The organism is Aedoeadaptatus ivorii, from assembly GCF_900638585.1.
Lineage (GTDB): Bacteria > Bacillota > Clostridia > Tissierellales > Peptoniphilaceae > Aedoeadaptatus > Aedoeadaptatus ivorii.
Genome location: NZ_LR134523.1, coordinates 1,305,671 through 1,326,148 on the forward strand (window position 1 = coordinate 1,305,671; position 20,478 = coordinate 1,326,148).

A 20,478-nucleotide genomic window follows, 5' to 3' on the forward strand; every position below is an offset into this window, starting at 1 on the left:
TAATACTTTACTAAGCCTAATATACACGATAAAGTATCTTTTTTCAATCGGGAAGCCCGCCCAAATAATAAGGTTTTCCCGCCCGATAGAAAACTTTTCGTTCCACCATGAAAGGGGCGCGGGAAGATCAAATCCGCCTGTTAAAATATTTTCAATCGACAAATTTTACTTCCTTTGTCGAAAATTTCGCCCTCTGTATATACTCGCTCGGCAGCATTCGTTGACCGAATAAAAAGGGATCTACGAAAAAGGGACAGCGATCGCTTTCGATCGCTGTCCTTCTACAATACAGGATGAAATTCTACTGATACCCTTTCCCCTAAGCTATTTGAGACCACCGCACGCTCTAATACTTTTTCCTCAAAGTATATCCTCTCTTCTGAATCCAGAAATGAAAAGTAATAGACGGTCACCGAAATATTTCGTATCCTTGCCGCTTCCTCATAGCCTCTTACGCCGAGAAGACGCAGAGGATTCCCCAGTATCAGGACCGCCTTTGCTTCCAAGTCCTGCAGGACGATATGATCCCTTTTGGCGACAAAGCGCATGGACAGGACGATTTCTGAAAGAACGGCACTGACGAGCAGATCCAGTGCTGTAAATTCCTCTTTTTCCGCATCAAAGGCGACGGCTTTATCGACCTCTACGTAAGATTTCTCGTTATAAACCTTTACCGATTCGGCGCCGTTTACGGCGCGATAGCGCTTTTCAAAGGCATCAAAGAGATCCATGTTCTTGCCTCAAGCGATCCCGGGCCGCGAGCATCGCGCCGATTTTTTCGGAAATATGCTCGTATTCATTGACAGGGCGGTTTGAAAAGGTGGCAAAACCACAGTCGGGATTTAGCCAAAGCAGATTCGGATCTACATACTCCAATGCCTCTTTCGCGCGGCAATAGATCGCCTCCACATCTTCCCGCCCATCGAGGCGGGGATTGATTACGCCGAGCCCCAATATCGTATCTCGAAAACGCACATCCGCCAAAAGTGCAGAAAGCTCGCCAGCACGCGGTGTAGAAAATTCCAGCGCCAAAATATCAGCACCGACATAGGCAAACAGATCTAAGAGCGGTGTATACGCCCCTTCTAGGAGAATGCTCTCGTCTTTGCTCCAATTGCCCCGACACACATGTAGAGCGGCCTGAGATTTTTCCCGATCTATCGAATGCATGGCACCGCGGATCAAATAAGCGGCAAATTCCAATTCTTCGGTAGGATCTTTCCGCTCGGAAAGGGACGCACACATAAAGGTACGCGGTCTGCCTTCGGTAAAGACGACCTCAGTCAAAACTGGCTCGTCGAACTGGATGACATCCACGCCGATTTCCTGAAGATGCCGAATCTCTTGCTCATAGATCTTGAGAACGTCCTCTCCCAGCGCCTCCTTGCTGTCGTAAAACGAGCCGCTTACATTGGCGAGCCACATGGAACGGGTCACCAAATAGGGACCGGGCATGGTGATTTTTACCGGTCGATCAGTGAGAGACTTCATCATTCTCAGTTCTTTTGCGACGATCTCGCCACGATACCCGAGTTTCCCCGTGCAAATGGCATTTTTCATCGAATTTGCCGGCACATCCAAGGTGTTCAAAATGTTTTCGAATTCTCGCTTGTCATCGACATACTCAAGCATTTCACCCATACTCATTTCTGTAACGCCATCGAGTTTTTCGGCAATAAACGAGACATAATTGTCTCTTTCGATCTCCCCGGAGGTAATGATATCCACATCCAAATCTTCCTGCATGCGTATCACGTCCCGCGTCTTCTCATACACCAGGCTTTGATAGTCTTCTTCTGCGATCATGCCCGCCCGCAACTTTCTACGCGCGAGCAGGATTTGTTCCCCACGGGGCAATGATCCCATCAGCGAAGCGCTAAAGGGCTTCATGGTTAAACGCATCTACAAAACCGCCTAAATACGCGTCGGCAGCGGTGATCGGTCCATATCCGTCGGTTCGCCCTTCAACCCATTTCTTCAGGCCTTCCAAATCCAGAATTTCGCGGTCCGGTTCTTTTCCGTAGTCCATTTCCATGAGAATTGCATCAAACGCCTTGATTTCTTCGTCGTCGATACCTTCTCGGAAAGTAAAGATGCAGTGATCGAAGGGATCGGTGGTATCCAACACGCGCACCACATTCTTATCAATAGAGCCGTCTTTGGTCCACGCTTCATAGTTGGCGGCCAGCGCAAAAGAAGCGTCCACTTCCCCCGCGACCAGAGCCATGGCCGCGTCTTTTTCGCCACCTACGTGATCCCCGTGTAAACCCACGCCGATGTCAAATCGCTTTTCTACATAGTCTTTTTCGAATTCCAAACCGTTTCGGTGCAAATGTTCGATCGGAATCAAGCGCGCCTGGGGCGAATCCACCGCGCCGAAAGCGATCGTCTTACCCTTCAAGTCTTCTAAGGTTCCGATCCCGCTATCTGCCCTTACCAGAAGACAGGTGTGTAGGTCTCGGTCGGTATCTCGCATGCAGCCGATTTTTTCTTTTCCCTCTAAACGCTTATGGGCATCGAGGTGCGCTAGAGGCGAATTCCATGCACCGTCGATTTCTCCGTTCACCAAGGCATCGACCTGCAGGCGATAATCCTTAAAAAATACAGCTTCGATTTCTTGTCCCCGTTCCTTAAAAAAATCTTCGATCATTTCCCAGATGACGGTAACGCGGGGATCGTACACCACGGCCCCGATCTTTAATGTTTTCATTCTGAACCTCCTCTTATACCAACGGCTGTCCGGTAATCGCCCTGCCCAACCAAACATTGAGAATATCTAAAGAGGGTGCCATAATCTGACCGGCATAGGCATCGCGCATCAAACGCTGAATCTCCGATCCTTGATTGTACGTTTTTCCACCACCGACGCGCATGGCAAGTGTGGAAGACTCGATGGCATTTTCAATAGCCACAGTCCGCGCAGCGATAATCTTCGCCACGGCATCTTCTTCTCCGTCAACCATTGCCTTGGCAGCGCGTTCGGTAAGGGCTTTGGCGCTTTGCGCATTGGCGTAGATCTTTCCCAGATGTACTTGTACGGTTTCGATCTGCGCGAGAGACTGTCCGTCGGGGTATTTTCGTTTCAGTGCATACTCGCAGGTAATATCAGATAAGCGCAGTGCCAATCCCGAATACACGCTCGCAAGACCCAGGATAAAGTAGGTGGCAACGACTTGAAATACTTGTTCCTGACCGCTGCCAGCCTCTCCTATGCGACGGTATTCCGGAAGCGCGACATTGTTCAAGCGCAAGGGACAACTTACATTGCCCTTCATGCCGATGCCTTTCCAGTGATCCATCTTAAATTCCATGCCTTCACTCTCGAGGGGTACGAGCCAGTTGTCGATGCCGTCTTCCACGTCAGACGCTGCAAGGACTAAGTAATAGCTTGCGTGGGTCGCGCTGGTTACCATTGATTTGGTGCCGTTAAAAACATATTCTTCTCCGCGCTTTTCCACACTGATTTCCGGCATATAAAAATGTGTCCCGGTACCGAATTCAGAATACGCCAGTGCCATAAATCGACCGTTGTTGACGATGTCTGCCACTACTTCTTCTTTTAAGCGGTCGTTGCCATAATTCAAAAGGCACATCAACGCCACATTGTGCATCATATAGCACAGTCCGGCGGTGGGATTGGATTCCGCAAAGGCCATGACCGCTTCTTGATGTTCTTTCGCGGTAAGGCCCAGCCCACCCATTTCTTTGGGAATTAAGAGCTTAAAATAGCCTTTCTCTCCCATGGCGCGGAAAGATTCTTCCGGGAACCGTCCCGCTTCGTCGGATTCTTTGGCATACGGTGCAATGTACGCTTCGGCAAACGCCTTGGCTTCTTCGTAAAAATTCATTCTATACCTCCTTAAGGTCACTTTTATGTGTACGACCATATTGTATACCAATGTATACCAATTTAGTATTTTGTTTTTTAATCTGTCTTTTTATGCATAGGTTTTATAAATATACCTTTATTGTAAAGAATCCCGGCAACAAAAAAAGACCCCGCCGAAGCGGAGTCTTCTCTCTTTATTCTTCTTCGCTTTCTTCGTCCCAGCTTTCCACATCTTGGCCTTCCAAGGGTTTCATGGTGGGGAAGAAGAGAATGTCGCGTATGCTAGTTTGGTCGGTCAAAAGCATAATGACGCGGTCGATGCCGACGCCCAGGCCGCCGGTGGGAGGCATGCCGACTTCGATGGCGTTGATAAAGTCGTAATCCATGGGGTGGGCTTCGTCGTCGCCCTTTTCCTGGTCTTTGACTTGCTCTTCGAAGCGCTCTCTTTGGTCGATCGGGTCGTTCAACTCGCTAAAGGCATTGGCGATTTCCCACGTGTTGATAAATGCCTCGAATCGCCGGGTGATCCGGGGATCTTCGGGGTCGCGCTTGGCGAGGGGCGACACTTCTACGGGGTGGCCCGTAATAAAAGTGGGCTGCACCATATGTTCCTCGCAGTATTCCTCGAACATTTCGCTGATGACGTGACCGCGGGTCCAGAAGGGCTGTACCTCGAGGCCCTTTTCCTTGGCCACGGCGAGGGCCTCTTCGTCGGTTTCGATGGCATCGAAGTCCACGCCGCTGTATTCTTTGACGGCATCCTGCATGCGAATGCGCTTCCACGGCGGGGTAAGGTCCAATGTCTTGCCCTGGTATTCGATGACGGCGCTCCCGAGGACTTCTTCGGCGCAGAATGCCACCAGTTCTTCGGTGATGCGCATCATTTCGTCCATATCCACATAGGCCTGGTAGAGTTCCATATTGGTGAATTCGGGATTGTGACGGGCGTCCATTCCCTCGTTGCGGAACATTTTTCCCATTTCATAGACTTTGTCGAAGCCGCCGACGATAAGACGCTTTAAGAAGAGTTCGTTGGCGATCCGCATTTGCAGGTCGATGTCCAGCGCGTTGTGGTGGGTCAGGAAGGGACGGGCATTGGCGCCGCCGGCCACATTGCCGAGAATGGGGGTTTCCACTTCCAAAAATCCGCGCGCGTCGAGGAATTTGCGTACCGCCTTGATGATGGCGCTGCGCTTAAAGAATACTTCCTTGACCTCGGGATTGACGATCAGGTCTACGTAGCGCTGGCGATACCGAAGGTCCATGTCTTTGAGGCCGTGGAATTTTTCGGGCAGCACCTGAATGCTCTTCGAGAGCAGCTGTACCGCTTTCGCCTCGACGGAGATCGCGCCCGCCTGGGTGCGAATGACTTCGCCCTTTACGCCGAGAAAATCCCCCACGTCCACACCTTTGATGACTTCGTATTCTTCTTCGAGATTGTTTTTCTTGGCGAAGATCTGAACCTGTCCGTAGGTGTCCAGAATGTCCAAGAAGGCGATCTTGCCGTGGCGTCTTTTGCTGATGACCCGGCCGGCGACCGATACGGTCTTGCCTTCCATCTCGTCGAAATTGTCTACGATGGCGTTCGTGTAGGTGTCTACATCGTACTTCTCCGCCAAATAGGGACTGTTGCCTTCGTCGATCAGGTTTTGGACCTTCTCGAGCTTTCTGTCCCTAACTTCGCTGCTCTTTTGACCTTGTGCCATTTTCTGCCTCCCGCTATTGTCTATCAAATCGATATCTTCAGCACTTCCAGTTGAACCTTGCCCTGGGGCACTTCGATTTCCGCCACATCGCCGACGCTTTTGCCCATAAGGCCCGCGCCGATGGGGCTTTCGTTGGAGATCTTGCCTTCCAGGGGATCGGCTTCCGCACTGCCTACTATATCATAGGTGTCCTCATCGCCGGTCTCGATATCTTTGACGACGACGGTGGAACCGACATTGACGATGTCTTCGTTCAGGTCGTCTTCTTTGACGACCTTGGCATTTCTCGCCATATATTCGAGCTTTGCGATGCGCTCTTCCACTTGCGCCTGCTCGTTTTTCGCCTCATCGTATTCCGAGTTTTCCGAGAGGTCGCCGTAGCCCAACGCCACTTTGATCCGTTCGGCCACTTCTTTGCGTCGAACGGTCTTTAAGTATTCGATTTCGTCCTCGATCTTTTGCAGACCTTCCTCGGTAATAAATACGTCCTTATCTACCATTTGATCACTCCCATTCGGCGATGCGCTCGCCTTTCTATCCATTTATTAAGAAAGGACCCGCAATTGGGTCCCGGTACTCAAGTTTCCCCATTATATAAAAAATGGCTTTTTCTGTCAATCGGGCGGGGCTATTCTACGGGGATCGCGTCCAAAAATTTTAAGATCTCCGCCTCGGTGGCAAGCGAAAGGATTTCTGCGCGCAGTTTTTTTGCGCCGGGAAAGCCCTTCAGATAGCCGATAAAATGCTTGCGCATCTCGACCACGCCCAGCCGCTCTCCCTTTTGCGCCACGCTCCAGGCGAGGTGGGTCTTGGCGACGCGCAGGATCTCCGCATCCGATATCGGTAGGGGGTCCTCGCCTAAAAGGAACCGCTTACAGTCGCGAAATAAAAAGGGATTGCCGATGACGCCCCGCCCTATGGCGACACCCGCCACGCCGTAGTCCCGTGCATGGGCGATGTCTTCGGCCCGGGCGATGTCGCCGTTTCCGATGACGGGGATCGTCACCGCATTCGAAACGCGGCCGATAAAATCCCAATCGGCGAGGCCGCTGTAATACGCCTCGCGGCTCCTTCCGTGCACGGTAAGGGCCGAGATGCCCGCATCTTGGGCGATTTTGGCGATCTCGAACCCCTGCGTCTCCCCTTCCAAAAAGCCCTTTCGAACCTTTACGGTGACGGGCACGGAGGAGGCCTTGACGGCGGCTTCCATCATCGCCTTAGCCCGGGGCAGATCCCGCATAAGCGCGCTTCCGGCGCCGGTCTTTACGATTTTCGGCGCGGGACAGCCCATATTGAGGTCCACGAAGGCGAACGCGTCGAGCCCGCCGCTTTCAGAAAGGTCCGCGAGAACCTGCTCCAAAATTGCGGGATCCTCGCCGAATAGCTGCAGCCCCACCGGTGCCTCGTCCTCTGCCACCGCCATCAGCCGCTTCGTCTTTTTGTCTCCGTAATAAAGCGCCTTGACGCTTACCATCTCGGTGGTGGCGTAGTCCATCCCGTAACGGGAGGCAATTCGCCGAAAGCTGAGATCGGTATAGCCAGCCATAGGCGCCAGTGCGATCGTAAATTTCATTTAACGGTTCAACTCATAGAGAATGCGCAGGCCGTCCAACGTCAGGTCCCGATCGATAAGGATGTCGTAGATGCTGTCGGAGACCAAGAGATTGGCAAACCCGCCGGTGGCGATGATCTTGAGTTCGTCGGGTCCCAAGCCCATCTCGCGAATGATATGGGTGACGATGCCGTCGATCATCGACGAAAATCCGTAGTAGAGCCCGTTTTGCATACTGCTCACGGTGGTCTTTCCGATGACCTTCTCGGGCTTGATGATCTCGATTTTGGGGAGCTTCGAGGTTCTCGACACCAGGGCATCCGCCGAGATGCTGATGCCCGGTATAATCAACCCGCCCAAATAGTTCTTCTTATCGTCGACCACACAGAAGGTGACCGCCGTGCCCAGATCGATGATAATGCACGGTCCGCCATAGCGTTCAATCGCCGCCACGGCGTTTACGATCCGGTCCGCCCCCACTTCCCTGGGGTTGTCGTAGCGGATGTTGATGCCGGTCTTTACGCCCACGCCCACGACGATGGGGTATTGGTGGAAGTATTTGATCACCATATTCTGCAGCGTATACATTAAGTTCGGCACCACCGAGGAGATGATAACCGCCTCTATATCGACGGGTTTCAGCTGCACATTGTCCAGTATTTGCGTAATCAACATGCCGAATTCGTCGCTGGTCTTGGATTGGTCCGAGGAGATCCGCCAGTCGTGGATCAATTCCTCGCCCTTATAGGCTCCGAAGACGATATTTGTGTTTCCGACGTCTATGACTAATAACATATCTCACCTGACTGTCCGTTATTTTTTCTTGATACTTGCCAATCGGGCGGTCACCACGCCGGTCGTAATGATCGCCGCCAGAATGCCCTCGGGCACGCCCGATGTGATAATGGTGCCGAAGATCACCGTGTTCACCACTTCCATAGAGGCGCCTACGCCCTTTACAAATTCCTCCGCAAAAAAGATATAAATGCCGCTCATCACCATCGCCGAGTGGAAGATGGTCGATACAAAGGCGGCGAGCACCACCGCGGCACTTTTGGACTCGGACTTCCACATGCCGTAGAAGAGCCCCGCAGAAAGGAGGAGAAAGAAGATATTGAGAAAGAACGACGCGCCGTATTCGCCCGCCGAAATATTGCCCCATAGGCCGCGAAGCAAAAAGGCCAGGGCGCCGATCCAGCACAAAATCCCCACCTTTTTCAGCGCGTTGCCGTCGATCTTTCGGAAGCCCGCATATAGATAATAGCTCACGATGCCCAAGAGGACGCGGGGCAGGATCGAAATCAGCGGATTGTAGAATACGATCGAAATCGGCGTCGGTCGGGTGATGGCGTTAAACAGGGAGCTGAGTCCGAAGATCAAACCCACGAACCCGCCCACCACCGGCCCCTCCAAAAAGGCGGCGACGAGGACGGGAATGTGCATGGTGGTCGCATTCAAGGGCCCGATGGGAACAAAGCCCAAGGGCGTCAGTCCCAATACGACGGTGATCGCCCCCAAAATGCCGATAATGACGATCTGCCGCGTCGACAGCAGCCCGTCCTTCTTGCCTTTGTGTGTTTGCATAGTTTCCCTCCGATCCGGTTCCCCACGGGATACCGGTCATATAGTTTCGCTCGCTGTATTATCTTTTTGTACGCTGTAAATGCCGTTTGCCACCGCCCGTGCGAGCACCTTGGGCAGATAGTGGCCGGCGGCCTGCATAGAGATGTCGACCTCGTTGGTGGCGAGAGAAAAGATCGTATCGCCGTCGAGTTCGGTGTGTACCGGTTGAATGCTTCGGGCGAGGCCGTTGTGGCTCCTACCCGCGAGCTTACAGAGCGCGGTCTTATCGAATTTTCCGTTGGTCGCGACGATGGCGAGGGTCGTATTTTTGTGTCCCGCCTCGGCAAAGGATAAGGGCCCCCGAAGTAGCGCTTCCTCAAAGGGCACCGCCTCGCCGTCCACCACGGGCATGGCGAGGGCGCGTCCCGCTTCGGCATCGTAAATATTGCCGAAGGCATTCACCGCGACGATGGCGGCAAATACCGCATCGCCCACCTGTATGGCGGCGGAGCCGATGCCGGATTTCTTTGCGTATTCTGTGCCCATGCTCTTTGCCGCCGTGCAACCGCAACCGGCGCCCACCGAACCTTGTCGTCTCATTTCGGTACTCGCCTGGTTGTAGGCCGAAAGGCCCATTTCCATATCGGGCCATACGTCGGGGTTTTTGTAGGTCAAGTCGAAGAGAATGGCCGAGGGGACGATGGGGACGATTCCCACGCCCACGGAATAGCCGATGCCGTCGGCGCGCAAGCCGCGCATTACGCCGCTCGCCGCCTCGAGTCCATAGGCGGAGCCACCGCTTAAGACCACGGCGTGCACCGTATCCATGGCGTATTCGGGCCGCAGCAAGATACACTCCCGGGTGCCGGGTCCGCCGCCGCGTACATCGACGCCGGCGGTGGTGCCCGCCGGAGGCACGACGACCGTCACGCCGGTGCCGCCCTCCGCATCTTCCATATGTCCCACGGCGATGCCGGGAACGTCGGTTATATGTCCGGAATACATATTACACCTCTTTCACGCGAAACGATTATACCATAACTATACGGGGTTTCTACCCGGTATGTAAAAATTTTAACAGGACGCCGCCTATATTTCTAATATCCGTCTAATTCTCGCGGAGAATTTGCCCGAACGCCTATATTTCACAGAATCTTATGCCTCTCTCTGTGCCCTTTTGGTATAATAGTCAAATATAGAAGGAGGTTTCTATGACAAGAAAGACCAGAGCGGAGGGGCGCGAAGCCCATTCCCTGCGTTGGAGCTCCGCCTTCAAGATCTTATTTTTAATCATTATTATAATCGGGATCACGACGGCCGGGCTGGCCGCGGCCTATGCCGTTACCGCCATCAGCCAATCGCCTGAGATTGACCCCACAAATGTACGCGAGGCCATCGCCGAGACATCGGTCGTTTTGGACAAAAACGGCGATCCGGTGGAAAAACTCGTGCAGAACGAATTTAGCGAATACGTGCCGATCGACAAAATGCCCGAGCACTTAAAACAGGCGGCCGTCGCCATCGAAGACCAGCGGTTTTACGAGCACAACGGCGTCGACTTTCGCCGGCTGATTTCCGCCACGGTGCGGAACCTGCGGAATATGAGCTTCTCCCAGGGGGGATCCACCATCACCATGCAGGTGGCAAAAAACCTCTATACCTCGCAGGTACAGAGCTTTGCGCGAAAGTTTCAGGACATCTACTACGCCTTTCAACTGGAGAGCAATCTGAGCAAAGAACAGATCCTCGAGGCGTATTTGAACTCCGCCGCCTTCTCCAAGGGCACCATCGGCGTACAGGCCGCCGCCAAGACCTTTTTCGACAAAGACGTGTCGGATCTCACCTTGGCGGAATCCGCCATGATTATCGGCATCACCAACCGCCCTTCGGACTATACGCCCTATAAGCTCGCCCCCTTCGAGGACGGCGAGGGCATCGACAACCTCGAAATTACGCTGGTGGCGGCGGACTCGCTGGGCGAAGAATCCACCGATCGGGACAAGGAACTCGGCAAGGCACTCTTCGAGGCCGACGAGATCGACTCCTTCGAATACAGCCAAGTCTTATCGGGCGATATGCTCGTGCGCAAGGCGGTGTCGAATCCCACCAGCAAAAAGCGGCAAAAGCTGATCCTGCATAAAATGCACGATCTGGGTATGATCGAAGAATCTACCATGACCGCCGCCATCGACGAGCCCATAGAGCTGGATCTCGGCGCGAGAACCACCAAGGGCATCTCCTCGTATTATGTGGATGCCGTCAAAGACGAAGTGCTCGACATCCTCAAAGAACAGGGACACGACTCGAAAGAGGCGCAGCAAATTCTCTACAACGGCGGTCTGCGCATAGAAACCCCCATGGATCTGGATATCCAAAAGATCGTCGAGGAAAAAGTAAGCCAGAATACCTACTTCCCCGGCCGCCACAAGGACAAAAAAGGCATCATTCAGCCCCAGGTCGGGATCGTCATTATGGACCACCAGACCGGACGCGTCGCTTCGATTGTCGGCGGAAGGGGCATCGGCGGCAACAACATCCTAAACCGCGCCAAAAACCCGCGCCAGCCCGGTTCGGCAATCAAGCCCATCGGCCCCTATCTCGCCCTCTTTAACAAGGGGGGTACCGCGGGCGATGTGTACCGTGACCTGCCGCGCCCCGGCGGCTGGCCCAAAAACTCCACGGGGTATAAGGGCTATACCACCGTGCGGAATCTGATCGTCAACTCGTCGAATGTCGGCGCCTATCTCGTCGGCAAGGGACTCGCCAAAGGCGAGGACGAGGCGAGCAAGATGATGATCGAAAATCTGGAAAAGATGAATGTCAGCTCTATCGTAGAGCCTGAAGACAACGAGCGCTACGTCAATATCGACACCAAAAAATACAACGATATGAACCTCGCCTCCCTCACACTCGGCGGCATGACGGTGGGAATCAGTCCCCTGGAAATGGCGGGCGCATTCAGTACCTTCCCCAATCAAGGCAACTTTATCGCTCCCTCCTTTGTCGACAAGATCACCGACAAAAGCGGCAAGGTCATCTACGAAAACCCCCGGGAAGAAGTGGAAATCATCTCGCCCCAAAACGCCTATATTATGACCGATATCTTAGAGAACGTCGTCAGCCGCGGTACCGGTACCTACGCAAACTTCTCCGGCATGCACATCGCCGGCAAGACCGGTACCACCAACCGCAAGCGCGACAGCTGGTTTGTGGGCTATACCCCCTACTACACGGCATCGGTCTGGATCGGAAACGACGACAACACGCCCCTATGGGACTACTCCCGTATGGCGGCGAGACTGTGGCGGGCGATTATGTCCGACGTGCACAAAGATCTCGCGGACAAAAAGTTCGAGGCGCCGGAAGACGGCCTGTACCGCAAATATATTCCGGTGGCGGGCTATACCGAACTCTTTGCCGAAAGCACCGCCCCCAGCGGCCTGAGAAACCTCTATAAGAACATTCCTCCGAAGCCCAAAAAGCCGAAGGTGGAAAAGAAAGAGGACAATCAGGAACAGAACGATAACAATAACAACGGCAACAGCCAGCAACAGGGCCAAGGACAAGGTCAGGGTCAAGGTCAAGGACAAGGACAAGGACAAGGCCAGGGCCAAGGACAAGGCGATCAACAAAACTAGAAAAGGTGCGGACAATCCGCACCTTTTTTTATTTTGGGCATACAAAAAGAGCCTCTCGGGAGGCTCTTTTTTTGCCGCGATTCTTTTGTGGGCTTAGAGGATATCTACTTTTTCTCCGCTGAGCGCCTTGTTCATGCTGCGCACGGCACAGAACTTGCCGCACATGGAGCAGGTTTCTTCCACTTCGGGGCTTCGTTCGTCGCGCACGCGGCGTGCGGTTTCGGGATCCATGGCGTGGGCGAACATCTTCTCCCAGTCCAATTCCCGGCGCGCATCCCCCATGGCGTCGTCTTCGTCGCGGGCACCGGGAACGCCCTTGGCGATATCCGCGGCGTGAGCGGCGATCTTCGAGGCCATAATGCCCGCCTTGACATCCGCCGCATTGGGAAGCGCCAAGTGTTCCGCCGGGGTTACATAGCAGAGGAAGGCGGCGCCGTGGGCAGCGGCCACCGCCCCGCCGATGGCGGCGGTGATGTGGTCATAGCCCGGTGCGATGTCGGTAACCAAGGGTCCCAATACGTAGAAGGGCGCGCCGGCACAGATGGTCTGTTGAATTTCCATATTGGCGGCGACTTCGTTTAGGGGCACGTGTCCCGGTCCTTCGACCATGACCTGCACGTCTTTTTCCCATGCGCGCTTGGTCAGCTCGCCCAAACGTACCAGCTCTTCGATCTGCAGCAGATCGCCCGCATCGGCGAGACAGCCGGGGCGTGCGCCGTCGCCCAAAGAGATGGTCATATCGTATTCGCGGCAGATGTCGAGGATTTCGTCATAGTATTCGAAGAAGGGGTTTTCTTCGCCGGTCATGCTCATCCACGCAAAGATCAAAGACCCTCCGCGGGATACGATATTGGTCTTTCTGCCGAAGCGCTTCAGTTGTTCCACCGTGCGCTTGGTCAGGCCGCAGTGCAGGGTGACGAAGTCGACCCCGTCTTCCCCGTGGGCGCGGATGACTTCCAAAAAGTCCTCGGCGGTAAGTTCGCCCAGATCGCGTTGGTGATAGATGACCGAGTCGTAGATCGGCACGGTACCGATCATCGCCGGGCACTCGTCGGTGAGCTTGTTGCGGAAGATCTTGGTGTCTCCATGGGTCGAGAGGTCCATGATGGCATCCGCCCCGAGTTCCACAGCGTGGTTTACTTTTTCCATCTCCGATTCCCAGTCGGCGACGTCGCGGGAAACCCCGAGGTTGACATTGATCTTGGTCTTTAACATAGAACCGATGCCCGCGGGATCTAAGCTCTTGTGGTTTTTATTGGCGGGAATGGCGACCTTGCCTTCCGCCACCCAGGCGCGAATCTCTTCCGCCGTGCGGTTTTCCTTTTCGGCGACGATTTCCATCTCACGGGTGATAATCCCCTGTCTTGCCGCGTCCATTTGTGTTGCGTATGCCATTTTATTTTCCTCCTATATTCATATGATTCAAAGGCGCCTTGCCCGAACCCAGATTCGGCGCACTTTCTATCGCGTTATATACGTATTCCTTCGCCTTCTCGACCGCCACAGGAAGCGGCGCGCCGAGACTCAAATAACAGGCGATCGCCGAAGAGAGCGTGCACCCCGTGCCGTGGGGATCGGCGCCCTCTACGCGAGGCTTGGTAAAGTAGTGTATTGCTCCGTCATAGAGCACATCCGTCGCATCGCCCTCGGCATGTCCGCCCTTTACGAGCACGGCAAGGGAGTAGCGCTTCGCCAAGTATGCGGCGGTCTGCGCCATATCCCCGTCTTCTATGCGCTCCTGTTCCAAAAGCACCGCCGCCTCGGGGAGATTGGGCGTAATCAGATCGCACACGGGAAAGAGGCAGTCGGTCAGCGCGGTAAGCGCCTCTTTCTCCAATAGCCGCGCGCCGCTCGATGCGACGAGCACGGGGTCGACGACGACCGGTCCCGCATAGTCCCGAAGGCAGCGGGCCACGGTGCGAATGGTCTCGGCGGACGAGAGCATGCCGATTTTTACCGCATCGGGCGGAATGTCTTCGAGAATCGCGCGCATTTGCGCCTCTACCGCCTCCGGCGGCAGCACGTCGATGCGGCGAATCCCCATGGTGTTTTGGGCGGTGATCGCTGTAATCGCAGACGTCGCATAGACGCCAAGGGCGGTGGCGGTCTTGATGTCCGCCTGAATCCCCGCCCCGCCGGATGCGTCGCTCCCCGCCACGGTCATCATCGTCTTCATCGGGCGTGATCCCAAATCTCGACGAGCTCCCTTGCCGCCGCCCCGGGATCGTCTGCCCCCGCCACGGCAGAGACCACGAAGAAGCCGTGAATCCCCGTCGCCGCGAGCGCTTCGAGATCCTCCGCCTTTACGCCGCCGCCCACCGTCACCCGCAGGGGTGAAATCTCCGCCAAGTGAGTGAGTTCGTCGAGGGTGCGTACGATCAGATTGCCCTCGGCGTCGAGCCCGCAGTCCCGCTTGGTGTCGGTGGGATGGAGCGGCCCCGCGCCGAAGTAGTCGATCTGCGAAAAATCGCCCTTCTCGATATAGTGCACCAGATCCCCGGTGGGGGCGGAAAGCCCGACGATCGCATCGTCGCCGAGATACTTGCGGCAGATTTCGGGATAGATGTCCGACTGGCCGACGTGAATGCCGTCGACTTTGGCGCCCCGTTCCCGGGCGGCGAGGACCACATCCAAGCGATCGTCCGCCACCAGGGCCACCGAATCGCTCTTTCCCATCTCCCGAAGCAGGCGGGAGGTATCTTCCAACAGGACGATCAACTCCCGTGCCGACGCGGTCTTCGAGCGAATCTGCAAAAAGGTAAAGCCCGCTTCCACCGCCGCGCGAATGATCGGGAGCACGGGACGGCCGCCGGTGTTTTCGGGGCCCACGACGAAGTATTTTTCGATGCTGAAGTCCTTCATCTTACACCTCTTCCATTTCGCAGGCGGCGATGTCCTCGGCGGTGAGATTCGAGAGCGCATCCAAGAACTCTACTTGAAAACTCGCGGTGCCCCGCGCTTGCGCCTCGGCTCGTTTTCCCGCCACATTGTAGGCGTTGGTCGCCGCGAGCGCCGCCACAAAGGGATCCGCCACGGCGAGATACACCGCCGCTACCCCGCCCAGGGAACAGCCGCTCCCGGTGATGCGGGTAAAATACGCGCTGCCGCCCTTCGATACCACGGTCCTTTTTCCGTCGGTGACGAGGTCTTCTTTTCCCGAAACCGCCACCGCACCGCCGATATAGGCGGCCAAGTGCTCTGCCGCTGCGCGGGCGGTCTCCACCGATTCGGTGGCATCCACCCCGCGCACCTTGCCCGATGTGCCGTCGATCAGGCCCCACAGCTTTGCCACCGTGAGGATCTCCGAGGCATTGCCGCGGATAATGCGCGGCGGATACGCCTTCATATATTGCAGAAGCTCCGTGCGCAAATCGCCCATGCCGGCTGCCACCGGATCCAATACATAGGCGGCGTTTTCGCGGGCGCACTTTACCGTGCGGGGTACGGTCTCTTTATGGGAAGGGATCAGCGTCCCCACATTGATATAGATGCTCTTTGCGAGGCGGCACATCGCCTCTCCCTCGTCGGGCAGATAGACCATCGCCGCGGAGCCGCCGATCGCGAGCTGGGCGTTGGCGACAAATTCCACCGTGACGAAATTCGTAATCGACGGCGCGACGGGATTCGTTTTCCCGACCGCCCTATGGGCGTCTATTAACGCTTCTCTGATTTCTCTCATACAGCCTTCTTTCCACAAAAAAAGGTATCTTCGTGAGAAGATACCTTAAGTCCGACGCCGGATACTCGGTCGCCGAATTGCATTCCTACCATAGTATTAACTAACAGGTTCAAAGGGTCAGGTTTTACCTTCTCAACTTTACAAGTCCCCCTTGCAAAATATTGGATTAAATTCACCTTAACACCATGAAACCCGTTTGTCAAATATATATGAAATTACGGCACCCGAAAAACGCCTTCCTTCCCAAAGTTTTCTTCGAAAATAAGGCGTACGATTCGGATATTTCGAGGACGAAAGCACAGTACCGCGCGCTACCTAATTAATTTTCGGCATCTTTTTTCGGCGTAGGGCGCGCCTCTTTTTCAACCGATTCGAAAGTATAGCGCACCTTTCCCGCCGTGCGGCGGCCGTATTCGATCGCCTCTACCGGGCAGTAATTGATACAGGCCATGCAATGAATGCAGCGGTCATGCCAGAGGGGCCTCTGCGCTTTCATCTCGATATTGGCGGTCATGCAACGGCGCGCACACTCGCCGCAGCCGATGCAGCTGTCCTTAACGCGAAAGGGCCGCGCCGTTACGATACAGGCATCGAACAGGGGCGCCATGCCGGAAAGCAGGCGACCTTTCCATGTGGGGGCATCGCCGATAGCACTTCCCGCTTCGATCGCCGATGCGATCTCATCAATCCGCTCCTCCGCTCGCCCGATAATGGCACGCGCTTCTTCTTGGGGCGGCGGAGAGAATAGCGCGGTGTAGTTTTCGGGCATCACGACGCCCGCCAAACCTCCGAATGCGACCTTCTTTTCTCGGGCGAGCGCCTCGGCGTACTTCGATGCCGCGCCGATGCCGCTTCCGCAGGTGAGAATAAAATAGATCCGTTCCGCTCGTATATCGATCTGCCGCAGATACTCCTCTACGATTCGGGGCATGCGCCAACAATATGTGGGCGTGAGTACGATCAATCGCGCGCTCTCGACGGGCGAAAAATCGCCGGCGCGGATCTTGGGCGTCATATCGACGATCTCTTCTCGGAGCCGCTCGCCCAAAACGCGCGCACAGTGGGCGGTATTGCCCGTGCCGCTCATGTAAATAATCATAGTCTCCCTCCTACGGGGAGTATAACACAGCCTAAATCAAATGCTTTCGAGCAGGCGCCGCAGGCGGCGCACCGCCTCTTCGGGAACCTCGGCGTATTGGATCGCCGATACCACACAGATGCCGTCTAAGGGCAGGCCTTTTAATTCAGGGAGCGTCTGTTCGTTGATGCCCCCGATGCCGAATACCGGCACGTCCACCGTCTCTTTGATGGCGCAAAAGTCGTCGAAGGAGGTGCGCCGGGTGATGACCTTGGTGGTGGTGGGAAAGAGCGCGCCGGTGCCGAAATAATCCGCCCCTTCCGCTTCGGCCTCTTTCGCGCGCTCTACGGTCTTTACCGATGCGCCGATCAGCGCCTTATCGCCTAAAATTTCTCGCGCGACGGAAATGGGCAGATCGTCGGTTCCCAAGTGCACGCCTGACTCCGTCGCCTTGGCGACATCGACCCGATCGTCGACGATAAACTCCGTGCCGTATTGTCGAGCTTTGTCGTGCAGGGCATCGGCGAGACGCAGCACATCCAGGTCGCCGCGATTTTTCTCCCGCAGCTGCAAGTAGTCGATCCCGCCTTTTAACGCGGATTCGACGGAGCGAAAGAAAGCGTCCCGATCGGAAAATGCCTCGGAATTGGTGACAAAATATAGCTTTCTCATAGCCGAATGTAGTCGTTTCTCAGCACATACATCCCCATTTCGGCGAGATCCTTCTCGATATCGTCGAGGGTGCGCTGATCGTCGATGACGAATTGTTCTTCCCCTTCGGCTTCCTTGCGGTTTTCTTCGGTGCGGCGGCCGATCCCCGTATCCACCGAAGCGGAAATCTTCGTCGCGCCGTAGTACATGGCGGCGTTTCGGAAGGACTCGCCTTCCCGCGTGGAAATGGTGATGGAGGCAAAGGGCAAAAAGATGCGGATGGCGAGGAGATACTGCATCAGCTTCTTCTCGTCGATGCGGTTCTCGTTTTCCACTTCCTCGGCGCCGTGGGTGGGTCGAATGCGCGGCAGGGACACGGCGATTTCTCCGTGGGGGTATTTGCGTTGCAGCAAGTGCGCGTGCAGCCCCAACGAATACGCATCCCGCAGAGGATCGCTCAGGCCGAACAACGCTCCGAATCCTACGCCGCGCATGCCGCCCATCAACGCCCGCTCTTGGGTGTTCATGCGGTAGTTCATGGCGCGTTTATGCCCGTGGGGGTGGTAGTATTCGTAGGCCACCGGGTCATAGGTCTCCTGAAAGACCGTGACGAAATCCGCACCGGCCTCGCGGAAGCGCGCGTAGTCTTTTACATTGGCGGGATAGATTTCGAGGCCGATCACGCGGAAGTACTTCTTTGCGAGTTCCACCGCCCGGGCGATGTATTCCACCGAGGAATATTTGGAGGATTCGCCGGTGAGGATCAGCACGTCTTCGATCCCGTCTTTGGCCAGCGCCTCCATTTCCCGTTCGATTTCTTCTTCGTTCAGCATGGAGCGCTGAATGCCGCTTTTGGCGTTAAAGCCGCAGTAGCGACAGCCGTTTTCGCAGTAATTGGCGATATACAGCGGCGAGAAGGCATACACATTGTCGCCGAAATACTGCTTTCTGAGCATGCGCGCCCGCTCCGCCATGGGCTTTAGATACGCCTCCGCCGCATCGCTCAATAGGGCAAAGTAGTCGTCCGGGTCCAGGCGGTCTTTTTGTAGCGCCGCCATCACCTCCGCGCCGGTGACGACGCGGTCTTTTTGTCGTTCGTAGCTTTCGCGAATGGCATCGGGAATTTCTTCGCCGATATTGTCCATTTCCGGAAAATATTCGTGCACATCTTGAATGTTCATACTATGCGCCTCTCAATCGAAAAAGTCCCGCAGAGGAGAAGACGGATCCGCGCCCCGTTCCAGAATGCGGCCGGGCTTGGCGAGGTATCCCAATCTTCCGGCTTCGATCCCCTTCTTAAAGGCCTCTGCCATCATGGTGATATCCGATGCCGTGGCGATTCCCGTATTGGCCATAATCGCGGCGGCGCCCATTTCCATGGCTTCTGCCGCCTGGGAAGGCCGGCCGATTCCCGCATCGACGATAATGGGCAGGTCGATCTCGTCGATTAAGATTTGAATAAAGGGTTTGGTGCCCAGCCCCTTATTGGAGCCGATGGGGGAGGCCAGGGGCATAATCGAAGCCGCACCGGCATCGCGCATATCGCGGGCAAAGTTTAAGTCCGGATACATATAGGGCATGACGATAAAATCTTCCTTCGCCAAAATCTCGGTCGCCTTTAGAGTCTCGGCATTGTCCGGCAGAAGGTATTTGGAATCGCGCATAATCTCGATCTTTACCAGATTGCCGCAGCCCATTTCCTTGGCGAGGCGGGCGATGCGCACGGCCTCGTCGGCATTGCGCGCGCCGCTAGTGTTGGGAATCAGCGTCACGCCTTCGGGGATATAATCGAGGATGTTTTTTACATCCGCCGTATTGGCCCGGCGCAGGGCGACGGTGATCATCTCGGCGCCGGCGTGTTCCACCGCGGCATCGATCAACTCGGGGGCGTATTTGCCCGATCCCAAAATAAAGCGGGATGTAAACTCTCGGTCTCCTAATTTCCAGGTATCCATTCTATTCCTCCTCATTCCATAACAGTTCCAACACCGTCTGCGCCTCTAGGGCGGCGATGGTCATCACCTTCGGTATATAGCAATCGTTTCGGTCTTCGCCGTCGAAGTCGCCGGCGATATGGACATTGCCGATCGTTCGGCGCTCTACTTCCCCGCGCGGCCCGGCGACGCCGGTGGTACAGACATAGGGCTTTTCTTTCTCGATAAAGTAATCGAAACAAGCGGCCTTGGTTTCTTTGCCGTCGAACGCCTCGACGAAAATATCCGCCGTCCCGTAGATTCGATCCAGCACAGCCCGGTCCACGGTTTCGTAATGGGGAATCACCTCCGCAAAGGGAAGCGCCGCTGCGATCGCCCGCGCCGTCGCCTCTACCTTGGGCGCGCCGATATCACCTATGCCGTAGCACTGGCGGTTCAAGTTCGACGGCTCGATCACATCATAATCGAAGATGTGGATGATGCCGATCCCCAGGCGGGCAAGCATCCAGGCGATGTTGCTACCCAGGCCGCCGCAGCCCAAAACCGCCACGGTCGCATTCTTCGCGCGTTCGTTCCATGCCTCGTTTTGGCGGGCGAGGACCGCTTTTCTATCAACCCCCACCGGTAAACGAAAACACCTCCACAATATCGTCGTCTTCGACGAGATAGTCCTGCATATCCGCGCGGCGGACGAGATTTCGATTTACCTCGCATACCACCGCGCCGGCATCGTAGCCCGCCGCCTCGAGGACGCGGACGAGGGACCGTTCTCCGTCTGCAGAAAACGCCTTGCCGTTAATAATCACAACACACCTCCCGGAGTCAAAAAAAAGAGCACGAAGAAAACT

The 20,478-nt window shown here is 55.4% G+C and carries 21 protein-coding genes and 1 riboswitch; of the genes, 1 reads left to right on the plus strand and 20 read right to left on the minus strand.

Annotation, left to right across the window (positions count from 1 at the left end; translation table 11 throughout):
- Positions 1-281: 281 nt before the first annotated feature.
- From EL294_RS06560 to EL294_RS06605, 10 genes are all read right to left on the minus strand, one after another.
- Positions 282-731: an OsmC family protein gene (locus tag EL294_RS06560; RefSeq protein ID WP_126465988.1), complete on the minus strand. Its 450-nt coding sequence runs from the start codon at positions 729-731 to the stop codon at positions 282-284.
- Positions 718-1,902: a cobalamin-independent methionine synthase II family protein gene (locus EL294_RS06565; protein WP_126465990.1), complete on the minus strand. Its 1,185-nt coding sequence runs from the start codon at positions 1,900-1,902 to the stop codon at positions 718-720. Before EL294_RS06565 ends, EL294_RS06560 begins: the two co-directional genes overlap by 14 nt.
- Positions 1,877-2,710: a phosphate/phosphite/phosphonate ABC transporter substrate-binding protein gene (locus EL294_RS06570; RefSeq protein WP_126465992.1), complete on the minus strand. Its 834-nt coding sequence runs from the start codon at positions 2,708-2,710 to the stop codon at positions 1,877-1,879. The genes EL294_RS06565 and EL294_RS06570 overlap by 26 nt, the downstream gene beginning before the upstream one ends.
- Before the next feature lie 13 nt (positions 2,711-2,723).
- Positions 2,724-3,848 (minus strand): acyl-CoA dehydrogenase family protein, encoded by a 1,125-nt coding sequence (locus EL294_RS06575; RefSeq protein WP_126465994.1) that lies wholly within the window; start codon positions 3,846-3,848, stop codon positions 2,724-2,726.
- A gap of 175 nt (positions 3,849-4,023) precedes the next feature.
- On the minus strand, positions 4,024-5,535 hold the full coding sequence (lysS, locus tag EL294_RS06580; RefSeq protein WP_126465995.1) for a lysine--tRNA ligase: 1,512 nt from the start codon (positions 5,533-5,535) through the stop codon (positions 4,024-4,026).
- Positions 5,536-5,558: 23 nt separating this feature from the next.
- Entirely contained in the window at positions 5,559-6,035 is a 477-nt protein-coding gene (gene greA / locus EL294_RS06585; protein WP_126465996.1) for a transcription elongation factor GreA, read from the minus strand.
- A gap of 128 nt (positions 6,036-6,163) precedes the next feature.
- Positions 6,164-7,108, minus strand: coding sequence for a tRNA dihydrouridine synthase (locus EL294_RS06590; protein WP_126465997.1), 945 nt, complete (start codon positions 7,106-7,108; stop codon positions 6,164-6,166).
- Positions 7,109-7,882 carry a type III pantothenate kinase gene (locus tag EL294_RS06595; protein ID WP_126465998.1) on the minus strand — a complete coding sequence of 258 codons (774 nt, stop codon included), beginning with the start codon at positions 7,880-7,882 and terminating at the stop codon, positions 7,109-7,111.
- Positions 7,883-7,900: 18 nt separating this feature from the next.
- A complete protein-coding gene (locus EL294_RS06600; protein ID WP_126465999.1) occupies positions 7,901-8,671 on the minus strand; it encodes an ECF transporter S component in 771 nt (256 codons plus the stop codon).
- Positions 8,672-8,707: 36 nt separating this feature from the next.
- On the minus strand, positions 8,708-9,655 hold the full coding sequence (locus EL294_RS06605) for a P1 family peptidase (protein ID WP_126466001.1): 948 nt from the start codon (positions 9,653-9,655) through the stop codon (positions 8,708-8,710).
- 206 nt (positions 9,656-9,861) lie between these two features.
- On the opposite strand from EL294_RS06605, the gene EL294_RS06610 reads away from it, so the two are divergent.
- Entirely contained in the window at positions 9,862-12,288 is a 2,427-nt protein-coding gene (locus EL294_RS06610; RefSeq protein ID WP_126466002.1) for a transglycosylase domain-containing protein, read from the plus strand.
- A gap of 93 nt (positions 12,289-12,381) precedes the next feature.
- Here EL294_RS06610 and thiC read toward each other — a convergent pair whose 3' ends face one another.
- The 10 genes from thiC to thiS form a co-directional block, all read right to left on the minus strand.
- On the minus strand, positions 12,382-13,683 hold the full coding sequence (thiC, locus tag EL294_RS06615) for a phosphomethylpyrimidine synthase ThiC (protein WP_126466004.1): 1,302 nt from the start codon (positions 13,681-13,683) through the stop codon (positions 12,382-12,384).
- Between the two features lies 1 nt (position 13,684).
- Positions 13,685-14,464 carry a bifunctional hydroxymethylpyrimidine kinase/phosphomethylpyrimidine kinase gene (gene thiD / locus EL294_RS06620; protein ID WP_126466006.1) on the minus strand — a complete coding sequence of 260 codons (780 nt, stop codon included), beginning with the start codon at positions 14,462-14,464 and terminating at the stop codon, positions 13,685-13,687.
- Positions 14,461-15,150, minus strand: coding sequence for a thiamine phosphate synthase (locus EL294_RS06625; RefSeq protein WP_126466008.1), 690 nt, complete (start codon positions 15,148-15,150; stop codon positions 14,461-14,463). Before EL294_RS06625 ends, thiD begins: the two co-directional genes overlap by 4 nt.
- 1 nt (position 15,151) lies before the next feature.
- Positions 15,152-15,967, minus strand: coding sequence for a hydroxyethylthiazole kinase (thiM, locus tag EL294_RS06630; RefSeq protein WP_126466010.1), 816 nt, complete (start codon positions 15,965-15,967; stop codon positions 15,152-15,154).
- A 65-nt stretch (positions 15,968-16,032) separates the two neighbouring features.
- A riboswitch (TPP riboswitch) is annotated at positions 16,033-16,129 on the minus strand.
- A gap of 157 nt (positions 16,130-16,286) precedes the next feature.
- Entirely contained in the window at positions 16,287-17,066 is a 780-nt protein-coding gene (locus EL294_RS06635; RefSeq protein ID WP_126466012.1) for an EFR1 family ferrodoxin, read from the minus strand.
- Between the two features lie 36 nt (positions 17,067-17,102).
- Positions 17,103-17,717: a thiamine phosphate synthase gene (gene thiE / locus EL294_RS06640; RefSeq protein ID WP_126466014.1), complete on the minus strand. Its 615-nt coding sequence runs from the start codon at positions 17,715-17,717 to the stop codon at positions 17,103-17,105.
- Positions 17,714-18,877, minus strand: coding sequence for a 2-iminoacetate synthase ThiH (gene thiH, locus EL294_RS06645; RefSeq protein WP_126466016.1), 1,164 nt, complete (start codon positions 18,875-18,877; stop codon positions 17,714-17,716). The genes thiE and thiH overlap by 4 nt, the downstream gene beginning before the upstream one ends.
- Positions 18,878-18,889: 12 nt before the next feature.
- Complete coding sequence (locus EL294_RS06650) at positions 18,890-19,651, minus strand: thiazole synthase (protein WP_126466018.1); 762 nt, start codon at positions 19,649-19,651, stop codon at positions 18,890-18,892.
- Between the two features lies 1 nt (position 19,652).
- On the minus strand, positions 19,653-20,252 hold the full coding sequence (gene thiF / locus EL294_RS06655; RefSeq protein ID WP_164715252.1) for a sulfur carrier protein ThiS adenylyltransferase ThiF: 600 nt from the start codon (positions 20,250-20,252) through the stop codon (positions 19,653-19,655).
- A complete protein-coding gene (thiS, locus tag EL294_RS06660) occupies positions 20,242-20,436 on the minus strand; it encodes a sulfur carrier protein ThiS (protein WP_126466021.1) in 195 nt (64 codons plus the stop codon). The genes thiF and thiS overlap by 11 nt, the downstream gene beginning before the upstream one ends.
- Between the last annotated feature and the right edge of the window lie 42 nt (positions 20,437-20,478).